Genomic DNA, 14,829 nt, shown 5'->3' on the forward strand with positions numbered 1-14,829 from the left:
ATTTATCGAAAAATGATTTATTCATTTCTACAGGTTTCATTATCGGCAAAAAACAAATTAACTTTATTATTAATTTACCTTTTCTTTTGCACATAGAAGAAAAGGCGGTGAATTTTTCAACATGGGGGGTATTTTGCACGATAAATACCCATAACGAATTGTTATTCTTTGTTATTGTGGGTTGAAAAACAGCCACTGCTTATTTTATTTCTAAGGGATTGTATTAAACACGGCGATATAAGCGAATCAGAATAGTATCAATTTAATGATGATTTATTGCCAATAATCAGTGACTTTACTTAATTATGGGTATAAAAGCACTCGAAGTGGAGTGCTTATTATTTTATTTGTGGGGTAACTATAGGGCTGATTTCGGAATGACACCTTCAAATGTCAGTTTCGGGCGATCTGGCTCTTCTTGTGTGAGTGGGGTAACTTCTTTGAAGCTTTGTTGGCAGCGGATAACAAGGTCTTGATAGTCAGCCGTACCTCGGCTTTTCCAAGCTATTTCTTTTTCAGACAGTGTTCTTTGTGCTTTAGCAGGCGTTCCTACGATCAACGTATTATCTGCAAATACCGCTTCTGCTTTCACAAAGGAGCAAGCGCCAACAATAGAATTCTCGCCAATCACGGCGCCATCCATAATGACACTGTTCATTCCAACCAAGGCATTACGCTTAATATGGCAGCCGTGCAAAATCGCACCGTGACCAATATGACCATTTTCTTCAATGATGGTATCGTATTGCGGGAAACCATGCATAACACAGTTATCCTGAACATTAGCCCCTTCTTTAATGATCAAGCGCCCGAAGTCTCCACGTAAGCTCGCATTAGGGCCAATATAAACATTTTTTCCGATAATCACGTCGCCAATGATCACAGCGGTTGGATGCACAAAACTTTCTGGACTAACAACTGGCGTGATGCCATCTATCTGATAAAAAGGCATATTGAGTTCCCCTTCTGTTTAAGTTACATCGGTATTTAAGAAGATTTATGCCGCGATCTCTTTTAATACACCGCCAAAACGTCGGAAATAGGTTGTAGTCGGTTGCGGCAGTTCCCCTACAGTTGTTTCGCATATTTCGCTGACGTAGCGTGTTGCTGCTACTTCAACACGCTGGTAAATATTGATACACAGATTCCTGGCTATTTGCCCCTCCCATTGTGCGGGAAGTAACTCATCGGGTAGCAGCGGATCTTTTAATACCACTCGGCGATAAAAGTGGATCAGTAATAAGCGTAGTTGAAAGCATTGCTCAGGTGTTATTTGCTCATCCGATAACTCTTTTAATAAGAGTGCGAGTGGGCGAAATAACACGATAAATTGGTGATAATGTTCAGCCACCTGTTGTAACGACCAACTGTCTGACACCAACTCTTTTAGGTGTTTTTCGGAGCGGTTATAGGGGTAATCTGCTCGAAAGTAGATCACCTCTTCACTTGCATTAAGTTCATTAAGTAATGAAGGAATATCGCTTTGAGCGCTACTTGGTGCTGCCATCAGTGAGGTGCTAAATTGACCAAATCCTAACCAGCTTAACTCTTTTTTGAGCCTTGCTTTTTCATCTTTGTCAGCGGCTTCAAGTAACAATAAATCCCACTTGCCATCCCAATTGGGTTGCTCACTTTGATAGATTTTACTTTCAGCGTGACGAAATTGGTTTTGACCACGTTCAGATATTCGGTAATAGCTACGACGACCGATTTTTTCAGCATCTAGCCAGCCTTCTTTTTGTAAGCGAAATACAGAAGTACGGACAAAGCGGTCGGTAAAGCCCATTGGTTCAAGTAAATTGGTTAAGCTACCAAGCCATACTTCGCCCCCGCGGTGGTGTAGCGCATCGCCATAAAGAGAGATAATGAGTGATGTTCCACTAATTGGCTGGCTGGTTAGCGCATGCTGTATAAATTGGTTAAGTTTAGTTTCCATTTTGTCATTATCCGATGAATATCTGTATCAAAAATATGAATGAATAGTAGACAAAAACATCTTGCTTGTCTTCTATTTGCTACACAGGGCATTGTTATATTAGGAAACTAAAATTAAAGGCACCCCGACATTTATCCATTGTGAGGTGCCTCGTAGAGAAGATTTATATGGCGATCCTTGTATCAATAACACGAGCCGCTTTGCCTTGTGAACGAGGGATATCACCGCAATTAACGATACTGATCTGTGTGCTCACACCTACCATTGACTTAATTCGATGCTTAAGGTTATGGCAGATATTACAACGCTCATCATAGGTCAGAAGATCGGGTTTTTTCAGCTCGACGCGAATAGCTAAGCTATCCATATTCCCTTTACGGCTAATTTCTAGCTGGTAATGAGGGGAAAGCTCTTTGAACTGCATGATTTGCTCTTCTATCTGCGATGGGAAAACGTTGACTCCACGAATGATCATCATGTCATCAGAGCGGCCGGTAATTTTACCGATACGGCGCATATTACGATTAATCCCCGGCATTAAGTGGGTTAAATCGCGAGTGCGATAGCGGATAACAGGCATAGCCTCTTTTGTTAGGGTAGTGAATACTAACTCACCTTTATCGCCGGGCGAGAGTGTTTTTAGGGTATCAGGTGAGATAATCTCCGGATAAAAATGATCTTCCCAGATTGTAGGCCCACTTTCTCCGGCATCGGCACACTCCATGGCAACACCTGGCCCCATGACTTCTGACAGGCCGTAGATATCAAGCGCTTTGATGCCTAAGCGAGTTTCAATTTCTGTTCTTAATGCCTCAGTCCATGGCTCTGCACCAAATACGCCTAGTCTTAGTGAGCACTTACTTGCGTCTCCGCCCATGATTTTCTCTAGCTCATCAATGATGCTTAGACAGTAAGAGGGGGTTACCATGATGACGTCAGGTTTGAAATCAGCAATTAATTGAGCCTGTTTTTCTGTCTGACCACCAGACATAGGAATAACGGCTGCACCAAGACGCTCAGCACCATAATGAGCGCCTAAGCCACCGGTAAATAGGCCGTAGCCGTAGGCAACGTGGATTTTATCTCCTTTCGTGGCTCCCGCAGAGCGTAGGCTACGAGCGATTAAATCAGCCCAATTATCAATATCTTGTTGGGTATAGCCGACAACAGTGGGGCGACCCGTCGTGCCCGAAGAGGCATGAATACGGATGATTTTATCCATGGGCACTGCAAAGGTATTAAATGGGTAATTCTCGCGTAGATCTTGCTTTGTGGTATACGGGAATTTTTCGATATCACTCAGTTGCTTGAAATCGTCAGGATGAACGCCGGCCGCATCGAATTTTTTGCGATACATCGGCACATTTTCATAAGCGTGAGTGAGTGTCCACTTCAGTCTTGAGAACTGCAATGCCTCGATTTCATCTCTCGATGCAAACTCAATTGGATCAATAGTGTGTTGTAGAGTGCTCATAATTGCTAGTCCTTATAATTATTGATATCCGCATGCTTTAAGCCTTTTTTGCGATATATTGCCGAGTCAGGGCGGGTATATATGCAATGGCGAAAAGCGAGTGCAGTATTGGCCTGAGCAGGTGTAGGGTTTCAGGCGTTTTTATTTTTTACCCATCATTCATCTCATTAGAACGGTGTGATTTTGGGTAGGTTAATCGGTCTAAACTCGTTCAATAATCATGGCTATGCCTTGGCCCACACCAATACACATGGTGCATAAGGCATAGCGCCCTTGGCGACGATGTAATTCGTTCACGGCGGTAATCGCCAACCTTGCCCCACTCATACCAAGAGGGTGGCCTAAGGAAATGGCACCACCATTTGGATTCACTTGTGGCGCGTCGTCAGGTAAACCTAATCCTCTTAGTACAGCGAGTGCTTGAGCAGCAAAAGCTTCGTTTAGCTCAATCACATCCATTTGTTCGATTGTTAGCCCCGTCATTTTGAGGACTTTTTGGGTAGCGGGTAATGGTCCTATCCCCATAAACCGAGGTTCAACACCACAGGTTGCTGTTGCGATAATTCGTGCTTTAGGGGTTAACCCCTGAGCTTTAGCCGTTTCTTGGGAAGCGATAATCAAGGCGGCTGCACCATCATTCACCCCAGAAGCATTACCTGCTGTCACTGAGCCATTTTCACGAAACGGTGTTTTTAACTTTTGTAATTGTTCCAAGGTTGTTTCAGGTCTTGGGTGTTCGTCTTCTGTAACAATCGTCTCCCCTTTGCGATGTTTAATGGTGACGGGGATGATCTCTTGTGCGAAAACGCCTTGTTGACGAGCCTGTTCGGTGCGTTGTTGGCTACGTAGAGCAAAGGCATCTTGGTCAGCTCGATGAATGCGATACTCTTCTGCAACGTTCTCCGCCGTTTCTGGCATCGAATGTGTTGAGAACTGCTTTTCCATCAGTGGATTGACAAATCGCCAACCAATTGTGGTATCAAATATTTGTGCTTGCCTTGAAAAGGCCGATTCTGACTTACCCATAACAAAGGGTGCGCGGCTCATTGATTCGACACCGCCTGCAATCATAAAATTCGCTTCCCCCGCTTTGATACTTCTAGCCGCAAGTGCAATTGCATCAAGGCCTGAACCACAAAGACGATTCACGGTAGTGCCCGATACGGATAATGGAAGACCCGCTAATAAACACGCCATTCGTGCGACATTACGGTTATCTTCACCAGCCTGATTTGCGCAACCTAGGATAATGTCATCAGTTATTGACCAATCTAATTGAGGATGCCTTTCCATTAGAGCCTTTAAAGGTAAAACGGCGAGGTCATCAGGGCGTACAGAGGACAGTGCGCCTCCGTAGCGGCCAATTGGGGTTCTGATACCATCACAGATAAAGGCATCTCTCATCACTCTTCTCCTGTTAAACGGTGACCTAGGCGATGCGCTCGCCCATAGAACCAAGCTAAGGTTTTGCCTTGTTGGTTGACAATTTCTACTTCATATAAGCCAGTACGTTTGCCCTGATGCTTAACGTTTGCGACTGCGGTCAATGTATCCCCTTCATATGCAGGGCGGATAAAATCAATAGAGCAGCTTGAGGCAACAGCGGCGAGTCCATGGCTATTGCAAGCGTAAGCAAACGCGGTGTCAGCTAGGCTGAATAGTTGACCGCCATGGCAGGTTTTATGGCCATTAAGCATGTGCGGAGTGACAGTCATGGAGAGTTGAGCGGCTCCCTCAGAAACTTGCTCTATCACCATCCCCATCGCTTTTGCGCAAGCATCGTCACGGTACATGATGTCTGCGGATTGTTGAGCCAATGTTATTGTGGTTTGTGAACTCATTGCAGCTCCTTAGCAGGTAATGACCGCACCCCAGCAACCAATTGGCGCAACAGGGGATTCGCCCGGTAGCGCCCGTCGGCATAAAACTGCGATAACTGATCGAGTGTATTAAGGATATGTTGCCAGCCAATTTCGGCGCCCCAAGCGAGCGGCCCTTTAGGGTAGTTCACGCCATAACGCATTGCGTTATCAGTATCTTTTGGGCTAGCGACGCCTTTATTGACAACATCTAAAGCTTCATTGCATAGCATGGCAACCGTCCGCATCGTCAATAGGCCGGGATAATCAGGTAATACAATCACGTCCTTGTTGAGCGATTGAAAAAAGGCAATGACACTCTGGTTTTCTTGGTGGCTGTTTTGGACTGCACAACTGATTGCAATTGCGTTTGCTTTGGCATAATCAGCGGATAAATCAAATTGCACCATGCTCTGATTGGCTTTTTGCGCTCGTACAGAAGTTAATTCACCATTCGTTAACATAACAATAACATTGTTAACTCGGAGTGTAGGCGATTCGTGGCTATCTATTTTAGATTCTTCGAGAGGGATCCCGTTTTGCCTTAATAATTGTGCAAACTCAGGTAAACTTTGCCAATCGCCTCGAGCCGTAACGGAGGGGGGATTGTTTAATATCACTTTTTCTGCCATTGTGGCTTTAGGCAGTGGTTTGTTGTCATCGTAATGATAAAAGCCGCGGCCAGTTTTTCGACCGAGATGTCCCGCTTGGACCAGCTCTAATTGTTCAAAGGAGGTTTGGAACCGAGGGTCGTAGCCAAATGCTTGAAAAACCGAATCCGTCACCGCGTAATTCACATCATGACCAATAAGGTCGGTCAGTTGTAAAGGGCCCATGGAAAACCCACCGGCATCACGTAGAACACTATCTAATGTTGCAGGGTTTGCGATTTGCTCTTCAAGTGCGCGTAATGTTTCAGCATAAAAAGGGCGAGCAACTCGATTAACGATAAAGCCAGGCGTTGAGCGGCAGATAACGGGAATTTTGCCCCATGCGACCGCCAAGTTTTTTAGCTGTTCAATAACAGCGCTTGCGGTTTCGCGCCCACGAATAACTTCAACCAACTTCATAATGGGAGCTGGGTTGAAAAAATGGAGGCCAGCAAAGCGCTCTGGGTGTTTAAGTTGGCTGGCGATGGCGGTAATCGATAACGAAGAGGTGTTACTTGCAAAGAGGGTATTTTCTTTGCAAATGCCTTCAAGTTCGCTAAATATCGCTTGTTTTATAGTCAGTTTCTCAGCGACAGCCTCAATGACTAATTGAGCCGGTGCTAAGTCAGCCATCGTATGTACAAGTGTAATACGCGCAAGCAGTGCCTCTGTTGTTTGCGCATCCGCTTTGCCCTGCTGAACGCGCTTATTTAACCGTTCAGTTAAAGACTGTTTTGCTTTATTCAGTGCTTGTGTGTTGATGTCAAATAGCAGTACCGTATGTCCAGCGCTTGCTGCCACCTGTGCAATGCCGATACCCATTGTGCCAGCACCAATGACAGCGACGGTATTAAGAGTTAAAGTCATATTAGCGTCCTTTAAACTTAGGTTCGCGCTTATTCAAAAAGGCATCGACTCCTTCGCGATAGTCTTCGCTGCGTCCACCTAAGCGCTGTAAATCACGTTCTAGGTCTAGCTGCTCATCTAATGTGTTAGTTGCGGCACGATAGATAGCTTTTTTGATTAGTCCTAAGCCATAAGTTGGCTGTGTGGCGAGGTGCTGGGCTAATTGATTAACGGTGGTTGTCAGCTCATCATTTTCAGTGACTTGCCAAATCATGCCCCACTGTAGTGCTTGCTCAGCGCTAATTTTATCGCCAAGTAATGCCATCCCCATGGCTCTTGCATGGCCTGCTAATTGAGGTAAGAACCAGCTACCACCGGAGTCCGGTACTAAACCTAAGCGGCAAAAAGATTGAATAAAACTGGCGCTTTTAGCCGCAATAACGATATCACCCGCTAAGGCGATTGCCGCGCCTGCACCTGCGGCTACGCCATTAACGGCACAGATGATAGGCTTCGGTAGTGAAGTGAGTCGGCGGATCAGGGGGTTATAGAAAGTTTCGACGGAATAACCTAAATCCGGTGCCTGTTCGCTAACCGAAACATTGCGATCATTCAAATCTTGACCTGCACAAAAACCACGACCGGCTCCTGTAATCACTAAACAACGCACGGTATCATCACGTTCAGCAATTTTTAGTGCATCACTTAGTTGACGATGCATTTCATCGTTAAAGCTGTTTAACCGGTCAGGGCGGTTTAATGTAATGGTGAGTACGCCATTTTCCCGTGTTGTCAGTATCATTGCGCTGTTTGGCATCTTATTGTCCTGTAAATTTTGGCTGTCGCTTTTCAAAGAAAGCATTGATCCCTTCGCGGCGGTCATCAGTACCTGCCAAGGTGACAAAATATTGGCGCTCAAGCTGTAATCCCTCTGAAAGTGAGATTTCTTGAGCTGCATTAATGGATGCTTTAGCCGCTCTCACGGCAAGTGGGGCGTGATCCGCCATGCGTTGGGCAAGTTTCTGTGCGTATTCAACAACTAACCCATCCACACAAATTTGACTCACTAATCCTGCTTGTAAGGCACGTTGTGCAGGAATCGCCTCGCCCGTGAGTACCATTTGCATCGCAAGGGATTTGCCAACCACGCGAACCAGACGTTGAGTTCCTCCCGCGCCAGGTATTAGCCCTAGGGTGATTTCAGGTAAGCCAAAACGCGCCGTTTCACCGGCAATGACCACATCACTTGCAAGTACTAATTCAAAGCCAGCACCCAATGCATAACCATTGACTGCGGTGATAATGGGTTTGGAAATTTGCGAAAAACGACGCCAAACTTGAGGGCGCCTATCCGTGATCGCCGCCGCAACGGTTTGTTGCTGGAGCTCTTTAAGGTCAGCACCCGCCGCAAAAAAACGTGGGTTACCGGCAATAACGATGGCGCCGATTTGTGGGTCTTTATCGGCTTGTTCAAGGTGATCGACAAGTAATTCGAGGCAATCAGTACTTAAGGCGTTACGCACATCAGGGCGATTCAACGTCAATGTTAGGACGCGATGTTCAATATGAGCTAGGATCCAATCAGTTTGCATATGAGCCTCCTACACATCGAAATCGAGTTCTACGCCATCGCCTTTCGGCCATGCTTGGCAGCTTAAAATATAACCATCCGCAATTTGGTCCGGCTCAAGGCTGTAGTTGACGCCCATTTCAACTTCGCCCGCTTTAAGCTTACATTTACATGTTGCGCAAACACCGCCTTTACAGGCATAGGGAAGGTCTGCGCCTTGGCGTAAGGCCGCATCCAGAATACTGTCGTCTTGGCTATCCATATTGATGGTCATTGTACGTCCATCAAGGTGAATGCTGACTTGGCGGTTATCCGTTGCTAATGTTGCAGATGGGCGGAATTTCGTGCCGGAAGTGTTAAAACGCTCACTATGAATACGCTCTGGCGCCATGCCACATTCAGCTAATGCAGATTGCACATCGTCCATCATCTCTTCAGGGCCGCACACAAAAGCATGGTCAAATTGCTTAAAATTGAGCAAGGTTTTACCCAATGCCATTAATTGTGGCTTATTCACGCGACCGCTAAGCAGTGCACTGTCTTGCTGCTCTTGGCTAAATAGATAGAGCACCTGAAAACGTTCTGCATACTGGTTTTTAAGGTCGGCAATGCTCTCTTTAAACATCACCGAACGGCTATTTTTGTTGCCATAAATTAAAGTGAAGCGGCTGTGTGGCTCAGTTTGTAGGGTGGCTTTAATAATGGAAAGTAAAGGTGTGATACCGGAGCCTGCCGCAACCGCAAGGTAACGACCTTCTGTTGTGACTTGAGGTTGATAACCAAATTTCCCTTGGGGGATCATTACATCAAGGCTATCGCCAACATGAAGTTGTTGGTTAATAAAATTTGAAAAACGTCCTTCGTGGATGGCTTTAACACCAATTTTTAGAACCCCGTCGTCAGGTGAACTGCAAATGGAATAACAGCGGCGTAAGTCTTCGCCATTGACTAAGGCTTTTAGGGTTAAATGTTGCCCAGGGCGGTAGCGATAGTGCTCGCGCAAATTATCAGGAACGCAGAAGGTCACAGCAACCGCATCAGGCGTGTCACGTTCAATTGCAGCAATACTTAAACGATGAAATACAGTCATGAGTGTGCCCTTAAATACATTTAAAATAATCAAATGGCTCAAAGCATTCGAGACAGCGATATAGTGCTTTGCAGGCGGTCGAGCCGAATTCGCTGATTTTCTCTGTGTGTTGACTGTCGCAACGTGGGCAACAGATTGGCCCCGATTTTTCGGGGTGTTCACAGGCTTTTCCTGCTGGCGGCGCAATACCAAATTCACGCAAGCGTTGTTTGGCGTCTTGGTTCATCCAATCTGTTGTCCATGCCGGCGTGAGAACGACCTCGATTTCCACATTGGGAAACCCGGCATGCTCTAAAACATTTTTGATTTCGTTAATTAAAAATTCAGTTGCTGGGCAACCGGAATAAGTGGGTGTAAACATCACTTTCCAGCCACGAGATGTGGCAAAAACATTGCGGATCATGCCAAGATCAGTAATGGAGAGTGCAGGTAACTCAGGATCGGGGATTTGATGTAGTTGCTGCCAGATCTGATGAATTTGAGGGGGTTGTAACCCGCTGTTTTGCAATCTCTGTTCCATAGCATCACCATTCACAATTTGGATAAGCGCGTTGGACAAACTGTAGCTCGGTTAAAATGAGGCCCAAGTGTTCAGTGTGGTTACCCTGTTTGCCACCTAAACGGTATGCATTTTGTTCAGGCATCGTCAGCGTGGCTTGCGCGAAAGTCTCTGTGACCGTTTCTAACCACTGTTCACGTAATGTTCGAGGGTCAACGGCGATACCTACCTCCGCGAGCGCAATCTCGACTTCATCGGCGTGGAATAATTCGCCTGTAAAGCGCCACAGTTGATCGACCGACTGCTGAATTCGCCGATGGCTTTCTTCGCTACCATCACCTAAGCGGATCATCCAGTTACGGCTAAAGCGTAAGTGGTAGAGCACCTCTTTGAGCGATTTTTCCGCGATGGCTGCCAATTGTTCATCTGCGCTGTGAATTAAGGCTTGATAAAGCGGAACATGGTAGGCATCCATAAAAAATTGGCGTACTAGCGTGTCGTTGAAGCCGCCGTTTGGTTGCTCTACCAGCAGTAAGTTGCAAAACTCACGTTCATCTCGGAGGAAGGCAATTTTATCTTCATCAAACTCTGTTCCTGATAGGGTTGCGGCATACGCTAAAAAGTTTCTTGCCTGACCGAGTAAGTCCAAACCGATGTTGGAGAGAGCAAGGTCGATTTCCAATTCTGGTGCATGACCACACCATTCACATAGCCGTTGAGCCAGGATCAATGCGCTATCGCCTTGCCTTAAAACATATTGTTTGAGTGCTTCATGCTGATTCATATCGTTGCCTCACATGTTTTTGATGCCATCGGGGATGGTATAAAAAGTTGGGTGGCGATAGACTTTGGTGTCAGCAGGGTCAAAGAAAGCGCTCTTATCTTCTGGTTGAGAGGCAATAATATGCGTCGCTTTGACCACCCAAACGGAGCATCCTTCACTACGACGAGTGTAAGCATCGCGTGCATTTTCTAGTGCCATCTGATCGTCAGCGGCATGCAGGCTACCAACATGACGATGCGCAAGCCCTTGTTTGCTCCGAACAAAAACTTCATATAATGGCCAATCTTGATTGCTCATGGTCTTTTCCTTTTATTCTGTGCTAGGCGGCGGATTTAACGGCTTTCTGTTTTCGGCTATGTGCCATGGCACCTTCGCGTACCCATGCTCCATCTTCCCAAGCCTTGCGTTTGGCATGCACGCGTTCGTAATTACAGATGCCTTCGCCTTTAATGACTTGATAAAACTCTTCCCAGTCGATTTCACCAAAGCGGTAGTGCCCTAGCTCCTCATCCCATTTCAGTTCTGGATCTGGAATAGTCATACCGAGGGCTTCCACTTGCGGTACTGTGTTATCAACAAATTTTTGGCGTAGCTCATCGTTACTAAATCTTTTAATTTTCCATGCCATACTTTGTGCACTGTGTGGGGAGTCACTGTCGTTCGGGCCGAACATCATCAGAACAGGCCACCAGAAACGGTTAATGGCATCTTGTAACATGGCTTTTTGTTCATCAGAGCCGTTCGCCAGTACAGTGACAGCTTCGTAACCTTGACGTTGATGAAAACTCTCTTCTTTACAGATTTTCACCATCGCTCGTGCATAGGGGCCATATGAGGCTCGGCAGAGGGCAACTTGGTTAACAATGGCGGCACCATCAACCAACCAGCCAATCACACCTACATCGGCCCAAGTTAGGGTGGGGTAGTTAAAAATAGACGAATATTTCATTTTGCCATCAAGCATCTTTTGATAGATGTCTTGGCGAGTGCATCCTAATGTTTCGGCTGCGCTATAAAGGTAGAGGCCATGACCTGCTTCATCTTGGATTTTTGCTAACAAGATAGCTTTACGTCTCAATGTGGGTGCGCGAGTTAACCAGTTTGCTTCTGGCAGCATGCCGATAACTTCCGAGTGTGCATGTTGTCCAACTTGGCGGATCAGGTTTTGCCTATAGGCATCGGGCATCCAATCTTTTGGCTCAATATTAATGTCGGCTTCGATTTTGGCCTCGAAGTTTGCCTGATTTTGCTCATTCATTGTTTTCTTCCAAATGATTCGTATTAAATTAAATAAAAATAAAAAATGAATCACAATATTTAACATTAATGCTAGGAATCGTTAACAATAAAATCAATCTCATTTATTCTCCTTTTGCGATTGGCTTCACAATCAATTTAAGTTTCTTGATTTAAATCATAGGGTTAATTTTATGTAAATTAGTGTGGTTTTTATTTGTTAGTAGCTAATGGATAAGTTTTGTTCTTAATTTGTTAAATTGAGGTTGGCATTCGCTGCCCATATTGTGATACATATTTATTTAATATTTGTGTTTGTTGTTTTTTATTTTGGAGAGATGCCATGCAGCAATTAACAAGTTATATAACGGGGAAGTGGTTATATGGTGAAGGTGAAGGCCGCAAAATTTATCATGCATTGACTGGGCAGGCGTTATATGAGGTTACCACTGCGGGTTTACCTCTGGTTGATTGTCTTGATTACGGTCGGAAAAAAGGCGGGGATGCTTTATCCGCCATGACTTTCCAGCAGCGCGGCCAAATGTTAAAAGCCGTCGCTAAATATTTGCTAGAGCATAAAGCGTCTCTTTATGAAATATCAGCACAAACAGGGGCGACTAAAGCAGATAGTTGGGTTGATATTGAAGGTGGGATCGCAACACTCTTCTCTTTTGCAGGGCTTGCAAATCGCGAGTTGCCAGATGATACGATTTGGCCCGAAGATGAGATGATCCCGCTATCGAAACAAGGCCAATTTATTGCTCGCCATATTTTAACTTCCCGCCATGGTGTGGCATTACATATCAATGCATTTAACTTCCCTTGTTGGGGAATGCTAGAAAAATTGGCACCAACGTGGCTAGCGGGGATGCCTGCGATTATTAAACCTGCGACGGCTTCCGCTCAAGTTACTCAAGCAATGGTGCGCCTGATCGTTGAAAGTGGGTTAGTGCCTGAAGGTGCTATTCAGCTAATCTGCGGGGGGATCGGTGATATGTTTGAATATCTCGATTTTGAGGATGTGGTGACCTTTACTGGCTCGGCAGCAACAGGGCAAAAATTAAAATCTCACCCTCGATTACGTGAAAAGTCGATCCCATTCACCATGGAAGCAGACTCCCTTAACTGCGCAATACTTGGGGTTGATGTTACTCCAGAACAACCTGAATTTTCTTTATTTATTAAAGAAGTGACCCGTGAAATGACGGTGAAAGCAGGGCAAAAATGTACGGCAATCCGTCGTATCATTGTGTCGAAGCCCCAGTTAGAAACAGTTAAACAGGCATTATTAAAACGCTTATCGGGTATCACTGTCGGTGACCCTGCCGTTGAAGGCGTGCGCATGGGGGCTTTAATCAATCAAGAGCAGCGTGATGATGTTCATGAAAAGGTTATGTATTTACAGCAAAACGGTTGTGAAATCCTGTGTGGAGGGGATCTTCAAGAGCTGAATGTGATGGGGGCCGATAGCCAAAAAGGGGCATTCTATCCGCCTACCTTGCTCTATTGCGCCGATCCTTATACTAATCAGGCCGTCCATGAAACGGAGGCATTTGGGCCGGTTGCAACATTGATTGGCTATGAGACGAGTGACCAAGCGGTTGAGTTGGCCATTATGGGAGGAGGGAGCCTTGCGGGTACATTAGTAACGGCAGACACCTCAGTAGCGCAAGATGTTATCCGTAGAAGTGCACGGGCACATGGTCGAATGTTGATTCTGAATGAAGCCTCAGCGGCAGAATCAACGGGGCATGGCTCACCATTACCACTATTAGTGCATGGTGGCCCGGGTCGCGCGGGTGGTGGCGAGGAGCTAGGCGGATTGAGGGCAGTTAAACACTATATGCAGCGAACGGCTATTCAAGGTAGTCCTTCTATGCTGACTGCCGTCACCAAGCAGTGGATCCGTGGTGCAGATGTAGTGACGGATCAAGTGCATCCATTTAGGAAGTATTTTGAGGATTTAGTCATTGGCGATACCTTATTGACGGCAAGACGCACGGTGTCGGAAGCAGACTTAGTCAACTTCGCTTGTTTAAGTGGTGACCATTTCTATGCACATATGGATAAAATTGGCGCTGCGCAATCATTATTTGGTGAGCGAGTGGCTCATGGCTACTTTGTTGTATCAGCAGCGGCTGGTTTATTTGTTGATGCGGCAGTCGGTCCTGTGATCGCCAACTATGGTATGGAAAACTTACGTTTTATTGAGCCTGTAAAAATTGGTGATACCATCCAAGTGCGTTTAACTTGCAAGAAAAAGATTAAAAAAGCACAAAAAACGGCAGAAGATAAGCCAAATGGCGTAGTTGAATGGGATGTTCAAGTCTTCAATCAAAATAATGTTGCCGTTGCCTTATACAGTATTCTGACGCTTGTTGAGCGCCGTGAAGGGGATTTTTAGCGGCTGAACGGATACGGGGATGATTCGCCCGTATTCAATAGCAGGTTGCGGTGAGGCTAGCCGCTGTCCAGCCTCTTATCAGCAGTCAGAAATTAATTGTGAATAAAGTGCGCTTGGTTCAGTTGGCTAAGCGCATGATTGACGGCAAAGATCTCCCCTCGGACTTCAGGAACACCAAAGGATTTTAGCCGCGCACTGTGCTTTTGTAAGTAAGCTTGAGCTTGCTCTTCTGACGCAAACAGGTAAATACCTCCAGCCTTTTGTGTCGATGGGTTCTCCGTCCAAATTTTCCAGATAAAGCCAGGTTCATCATTGATAGACTCGGCTAATGTTTTCATTGCATCAGCCATCTGCTCTCCCCAAGGGCCTTGATAAGGGAAATCGACCTGTAAAATCACCTGCATAACGACTCCGATTTTTTGCTTGTTCTATGGATGAGTAGTAGACAGTATAATCCCTAACTGAAATTATTACTTTGATA

The 14,829-nt window shown here is 45.7% G+C and carries 15 protein-coding genes; 1 reads left to right on the plus strand and 14 read right to left on the minus strand.

All coding sequences use genetic code 11. The features are described 5' to 3' along the window. Nucleotides 1-358: 358 nt before the first annotated feature. From paaY to paaA, 13 genes are all read right to left on the minus strand, one after another. Nucleotides 359-952 (minus strand): phenylacetic acid degradation protein PaaY, encoded by a 594-nt coding sequence (gene paaY, locus PSE69_RS16865; RefSeq protein ID WP_004923444.1) that lies wholly within the window; start codon nt 950-952, stop codon nt 359-361. A gap of 45 nt (nt 953-997) precedes the next feature. After that, nucleotides 998-1,936, minus strand: a complete 939-nt coding sequence (paaX, locus tag PSE69_RS16870; protein WP_004923446.1) for a phenylacetic acid degradation operon negative regulatory protein PaaX — start codon at nt 1,934-1,936, stop codon at nt 998-1,000. A gap of 163 nt (nt 1,937-2,099) precedes the next feature. After that, on the minus strand, nt 2,100-3,410 hold the full coding sequence (gene paaK / locus PSE69_RS16875) for a phenylacetate--CoA ligase PaaK (protein ID WP_014657036.1): 1,311 nt from the start codon (nt 3,408-3,410) through the stop codon (nt 2,100-2,102). 201 nt (nt 3,411-3,611) lie between these two features. Continuing rightward, entirely contained in the window at nt 3,612-4,814 is a 1,203-nt protein-coding gene (gene pcaF / locus PSE69_RS16880; protein ID WP_053110258.1) for a 3-oxoadipyl-CoA thiolase, read from the minus strand. Then, nucleotides 4,814-5,251 (minus strand): hydroxyphenylacetyl-CoA thioesterase PaaI, encoded by a 438-nt coding sequence (gene paaI, locus PSE69_RS16885; RefSeq protein WP_102781009.1) that lies wholly within the window; start codon nt 5,249-5,251, stop codon nt 4,814-4,816. Before paaI ends, pcaF begins: the two co-directional genes overlap by 1 nt. Next, nucleotides 5,248-6,786: a 3-hydroxyacyl-CoA dehydrogenase gene (locus PSE69_RS16890; RefSeq protein WP_053110257.1), complete on the minus strand. Its 1,539-nt coding sequence runs from the start codon at nt 6,784-6,786 to the stop codon at nt 5,248-5,250. The genes paaI and PSE69_RS16890 overlap by 4 nt, the downstream gene beginning before the upstream one ends. Nucleotide 6,787: 1 nt before the next feature. Then, nucleotides 6,788-7,582: a 2-(1,2-epoxy-1,2-dihydrophenyl)acetyl-CoA isomerase PaaG gene (paaG, locus tag PSE69_RS16895; RefSeq protein WP_042117018.1), complete on the minus strand. Its 795-nt coding sequence runs from the start codon at nt 7,580-7,582 to the stop codon at nt 6,788-6,790. A gap of 1 nt (nt 7,583) precedes the next feature. After that, entirely contained in the window at nt 7,584-8,357 is a 774-nt protein-coding gene (paaF, locus tag PSE69_RS16900) for a 2,3-dehydroadipyl-CoA hydratase PaaF (RefSeq protein ID WP_004923466.1), read from the minus strand. Between the two features lie 9 nt (nt 8,358-8,366). Continuing rightward, nucleotides 8,367-9,425: a 1,2-phenylacetyl-CoA epoxidase subunit PaaE gene (gene paaE / locus PSE69_RS16905; protein WP_014657033.1), complete on the minus strand. Its 1,059-nt coding sequence runs from the start codon at nt 9,423-9,425 to the stop codon at nt 8,367-8,369. Nucleotides 9,426-9,435: 10 nt separating this feature from the next. Further along, nucleotides 9,436-9,945, minus strand: a complete 510-nt coding sequence (gene paaD, locus PSE69_RS16910) for a 1,2-phenylacetyl-CoA epoxidase subunit PaaD (RefSeq protein WP_014657032.1) — start codon at nt 9,943-9,945, stop codon at nt 9,436-9,438. Nucleotides 9,946-9,949: 4 nt separating this feature from the next. After that, nucleotides 9,950-10,708: a 1,2-phenylacetyl-CoA epoxidase subunit PaaC gene (gene paaC / locus PSE69_RS16915; protein ID WP_014657031.1), complete on the minus strand. Its 759-nt coding sequence runs from the start codon at nt 10,706-10,708 to the stop codon at nt 9,950-9,952. A gap of 9 nt (nt 10,709-10,717) precedes the next feature. Continuing rightward, nucleotides 10,718-11,005: a 1,2-phenylacetyl-CoA epoxidase subunit PaaB gene (gene paaB / locus PSE69_RS16920; RefSeq protein WP_004923482.1), complete on the minus strand. Its 288-nt coding sequence runs from the start codon at nt 11,003-11,005 to the stop codon at nt 10,718-10,720. A 22-nt stretch (nt 11,006-11,027) separates the two neighbouring features. Then, nucleotides 11,028-11,966: a 1,2-phenylacetyl-CoA epoxidase subunit PaaA gene (paaA, locus tag PSE69_RS16925; RefSeq protein ID WP_036944051.1), complete on the minus strand. Its 939-nt coding sequence runs from the start codon at nt 11,964-11,966 to the stop codon at nt 11,028-11,030. A 321-nt stretch (nt 11,967-12,287) separates the two neighbouring features. On the opposite strand from paaA, the gene paaZ reads away from it, so the two are divergent. After that, nucleotides 12,288-14,348, plus strand: coding sequence for a phenylacetic acid degradation bifunctional protein PaaZ (gene paaZ / locus PSE69_RS16930; protein WP_121875219.1), 2,061 nt, complete (start codon nt 12,288-12,290; stop codon nt 14,346-14,348). Between the two features lie 92 nt (nt 14,349-14,440). Here the strand turns inward: paaZ and PSE69_RS16935 are convergent, their stop codons facing one another. Further along, on the minus strand, nt 14,441-14,752 hold the full coding sequence (locus tag PSE69_RS16935) for a monooxygenase (protein ID WP_014657028.1): 312 nt from the start codon (nt 14,750-14,752) through the stop codon (nt 14,441-14,443). Nucleotides 14,753-14,829: the final 77 nt, after the last annotated feature.

Source organism: Providencia sp. PROV122, from assembly GCF_028482365.1.
Lineage (GTDB): Bacteria > Pseudomonadota > Gammaproteobacteria > Enterobacterales > Enterobacteriaceae > Providencia > Providencia stuartii.

Coding starts and splice junctions, on each gene's coding strand:
- pcaF (WP_053110258.1), bottom strand. CDS start 4,814: ATGAGAGATGCCTTTATCTGTGATGGTATCAGAACCCCAATTGGCCGC.
- PSE69_RS16890 (WP_053110257.1), bottom strand. CDS start 6,786: ATGACTTTAACTCTTAATACCGTCGCTGTCATTGGTGCTGGCACAATG.
- paaG (WP_042117018.1), bottom strand. CDS start 7,582: ATGCCAAACAGCGCAATGATACTGACAACACGGGAAAATGGCGTACTC.
- paaI (WP_102781009.1), bottom strand. CDS start 5,251: ATGAGTTCACAAACCACAATAACATTGGCTCAACAATCCGCAGACATC.
- paaY (WP_004923444.1), bottom strand. CDS start 952: ATGCCTTTTTATCAGATAGATGGCATCACGCCAGTTGTTAGTCCAGAA.
- PSE69_RS16935 (WP_014657028.1), bottom strand. CDS start 14,752: ATGCAGGTGATTTTACAGGTCGATTTCCCTTATCAAGGCCCTTGGGGA.
- paaC (WP_014657031.1), bottom strand. CDS start 10,708: ATGAATCAGCATGAAGCACTCAAACAATATGTTTTAAGGCAAGGCGAT.
- paaK (WP_014657036.1), bottom strand. CDS start 3,410: ATGAGCACTCTACAACACACTATTGATCCAATTGAGTTTGCATCGAGA.
- paaE (WP_014657033.1), bottom strand. CDS start 9,425: ATGACTGTATTTCATCGTTTAAGTATTGCTGCAATTGAACGTGACACG.
- paaB (WP_004923482.1), bottom strand. CDS start 11,005: ATGAGCAATCAAGATTGGCCATTATATGAAGTTTTTGTTCGGAGCAAA.
- paaD (WP_014657032.1), bottom strand. CDS start 9,945: ATGGAACAGAGATTGCAAAACAGCGGGTTACAACCCCCTCAAATTCAT.
- paaZ (WP_121875219.1), top strand. CDS start 12,288: ATGCAGCAATTAACAAGTTATATAACGGGGAAGTGGTTATATGGTGAA.
- paaX (WP_004923446.1), bottom strand. CDS start 1,936: ATGGAAACTAAACTTAACCAATTTATACAGCATGCGCTAACCAGCCAG.
- paaA (WP_036944051.1), bottom strand. CDS start 11,966: ATGAATGAGCAAAATCAGGCAAACTTCGAGGCCAAAATCGAAGCCGAC.
- paaF (WP_004923466.1), bottom strand. CDS start 8,357: ATGCAAACTGATTGGATCCTAGCTCATATTGAACATCGCGTCCTAACA.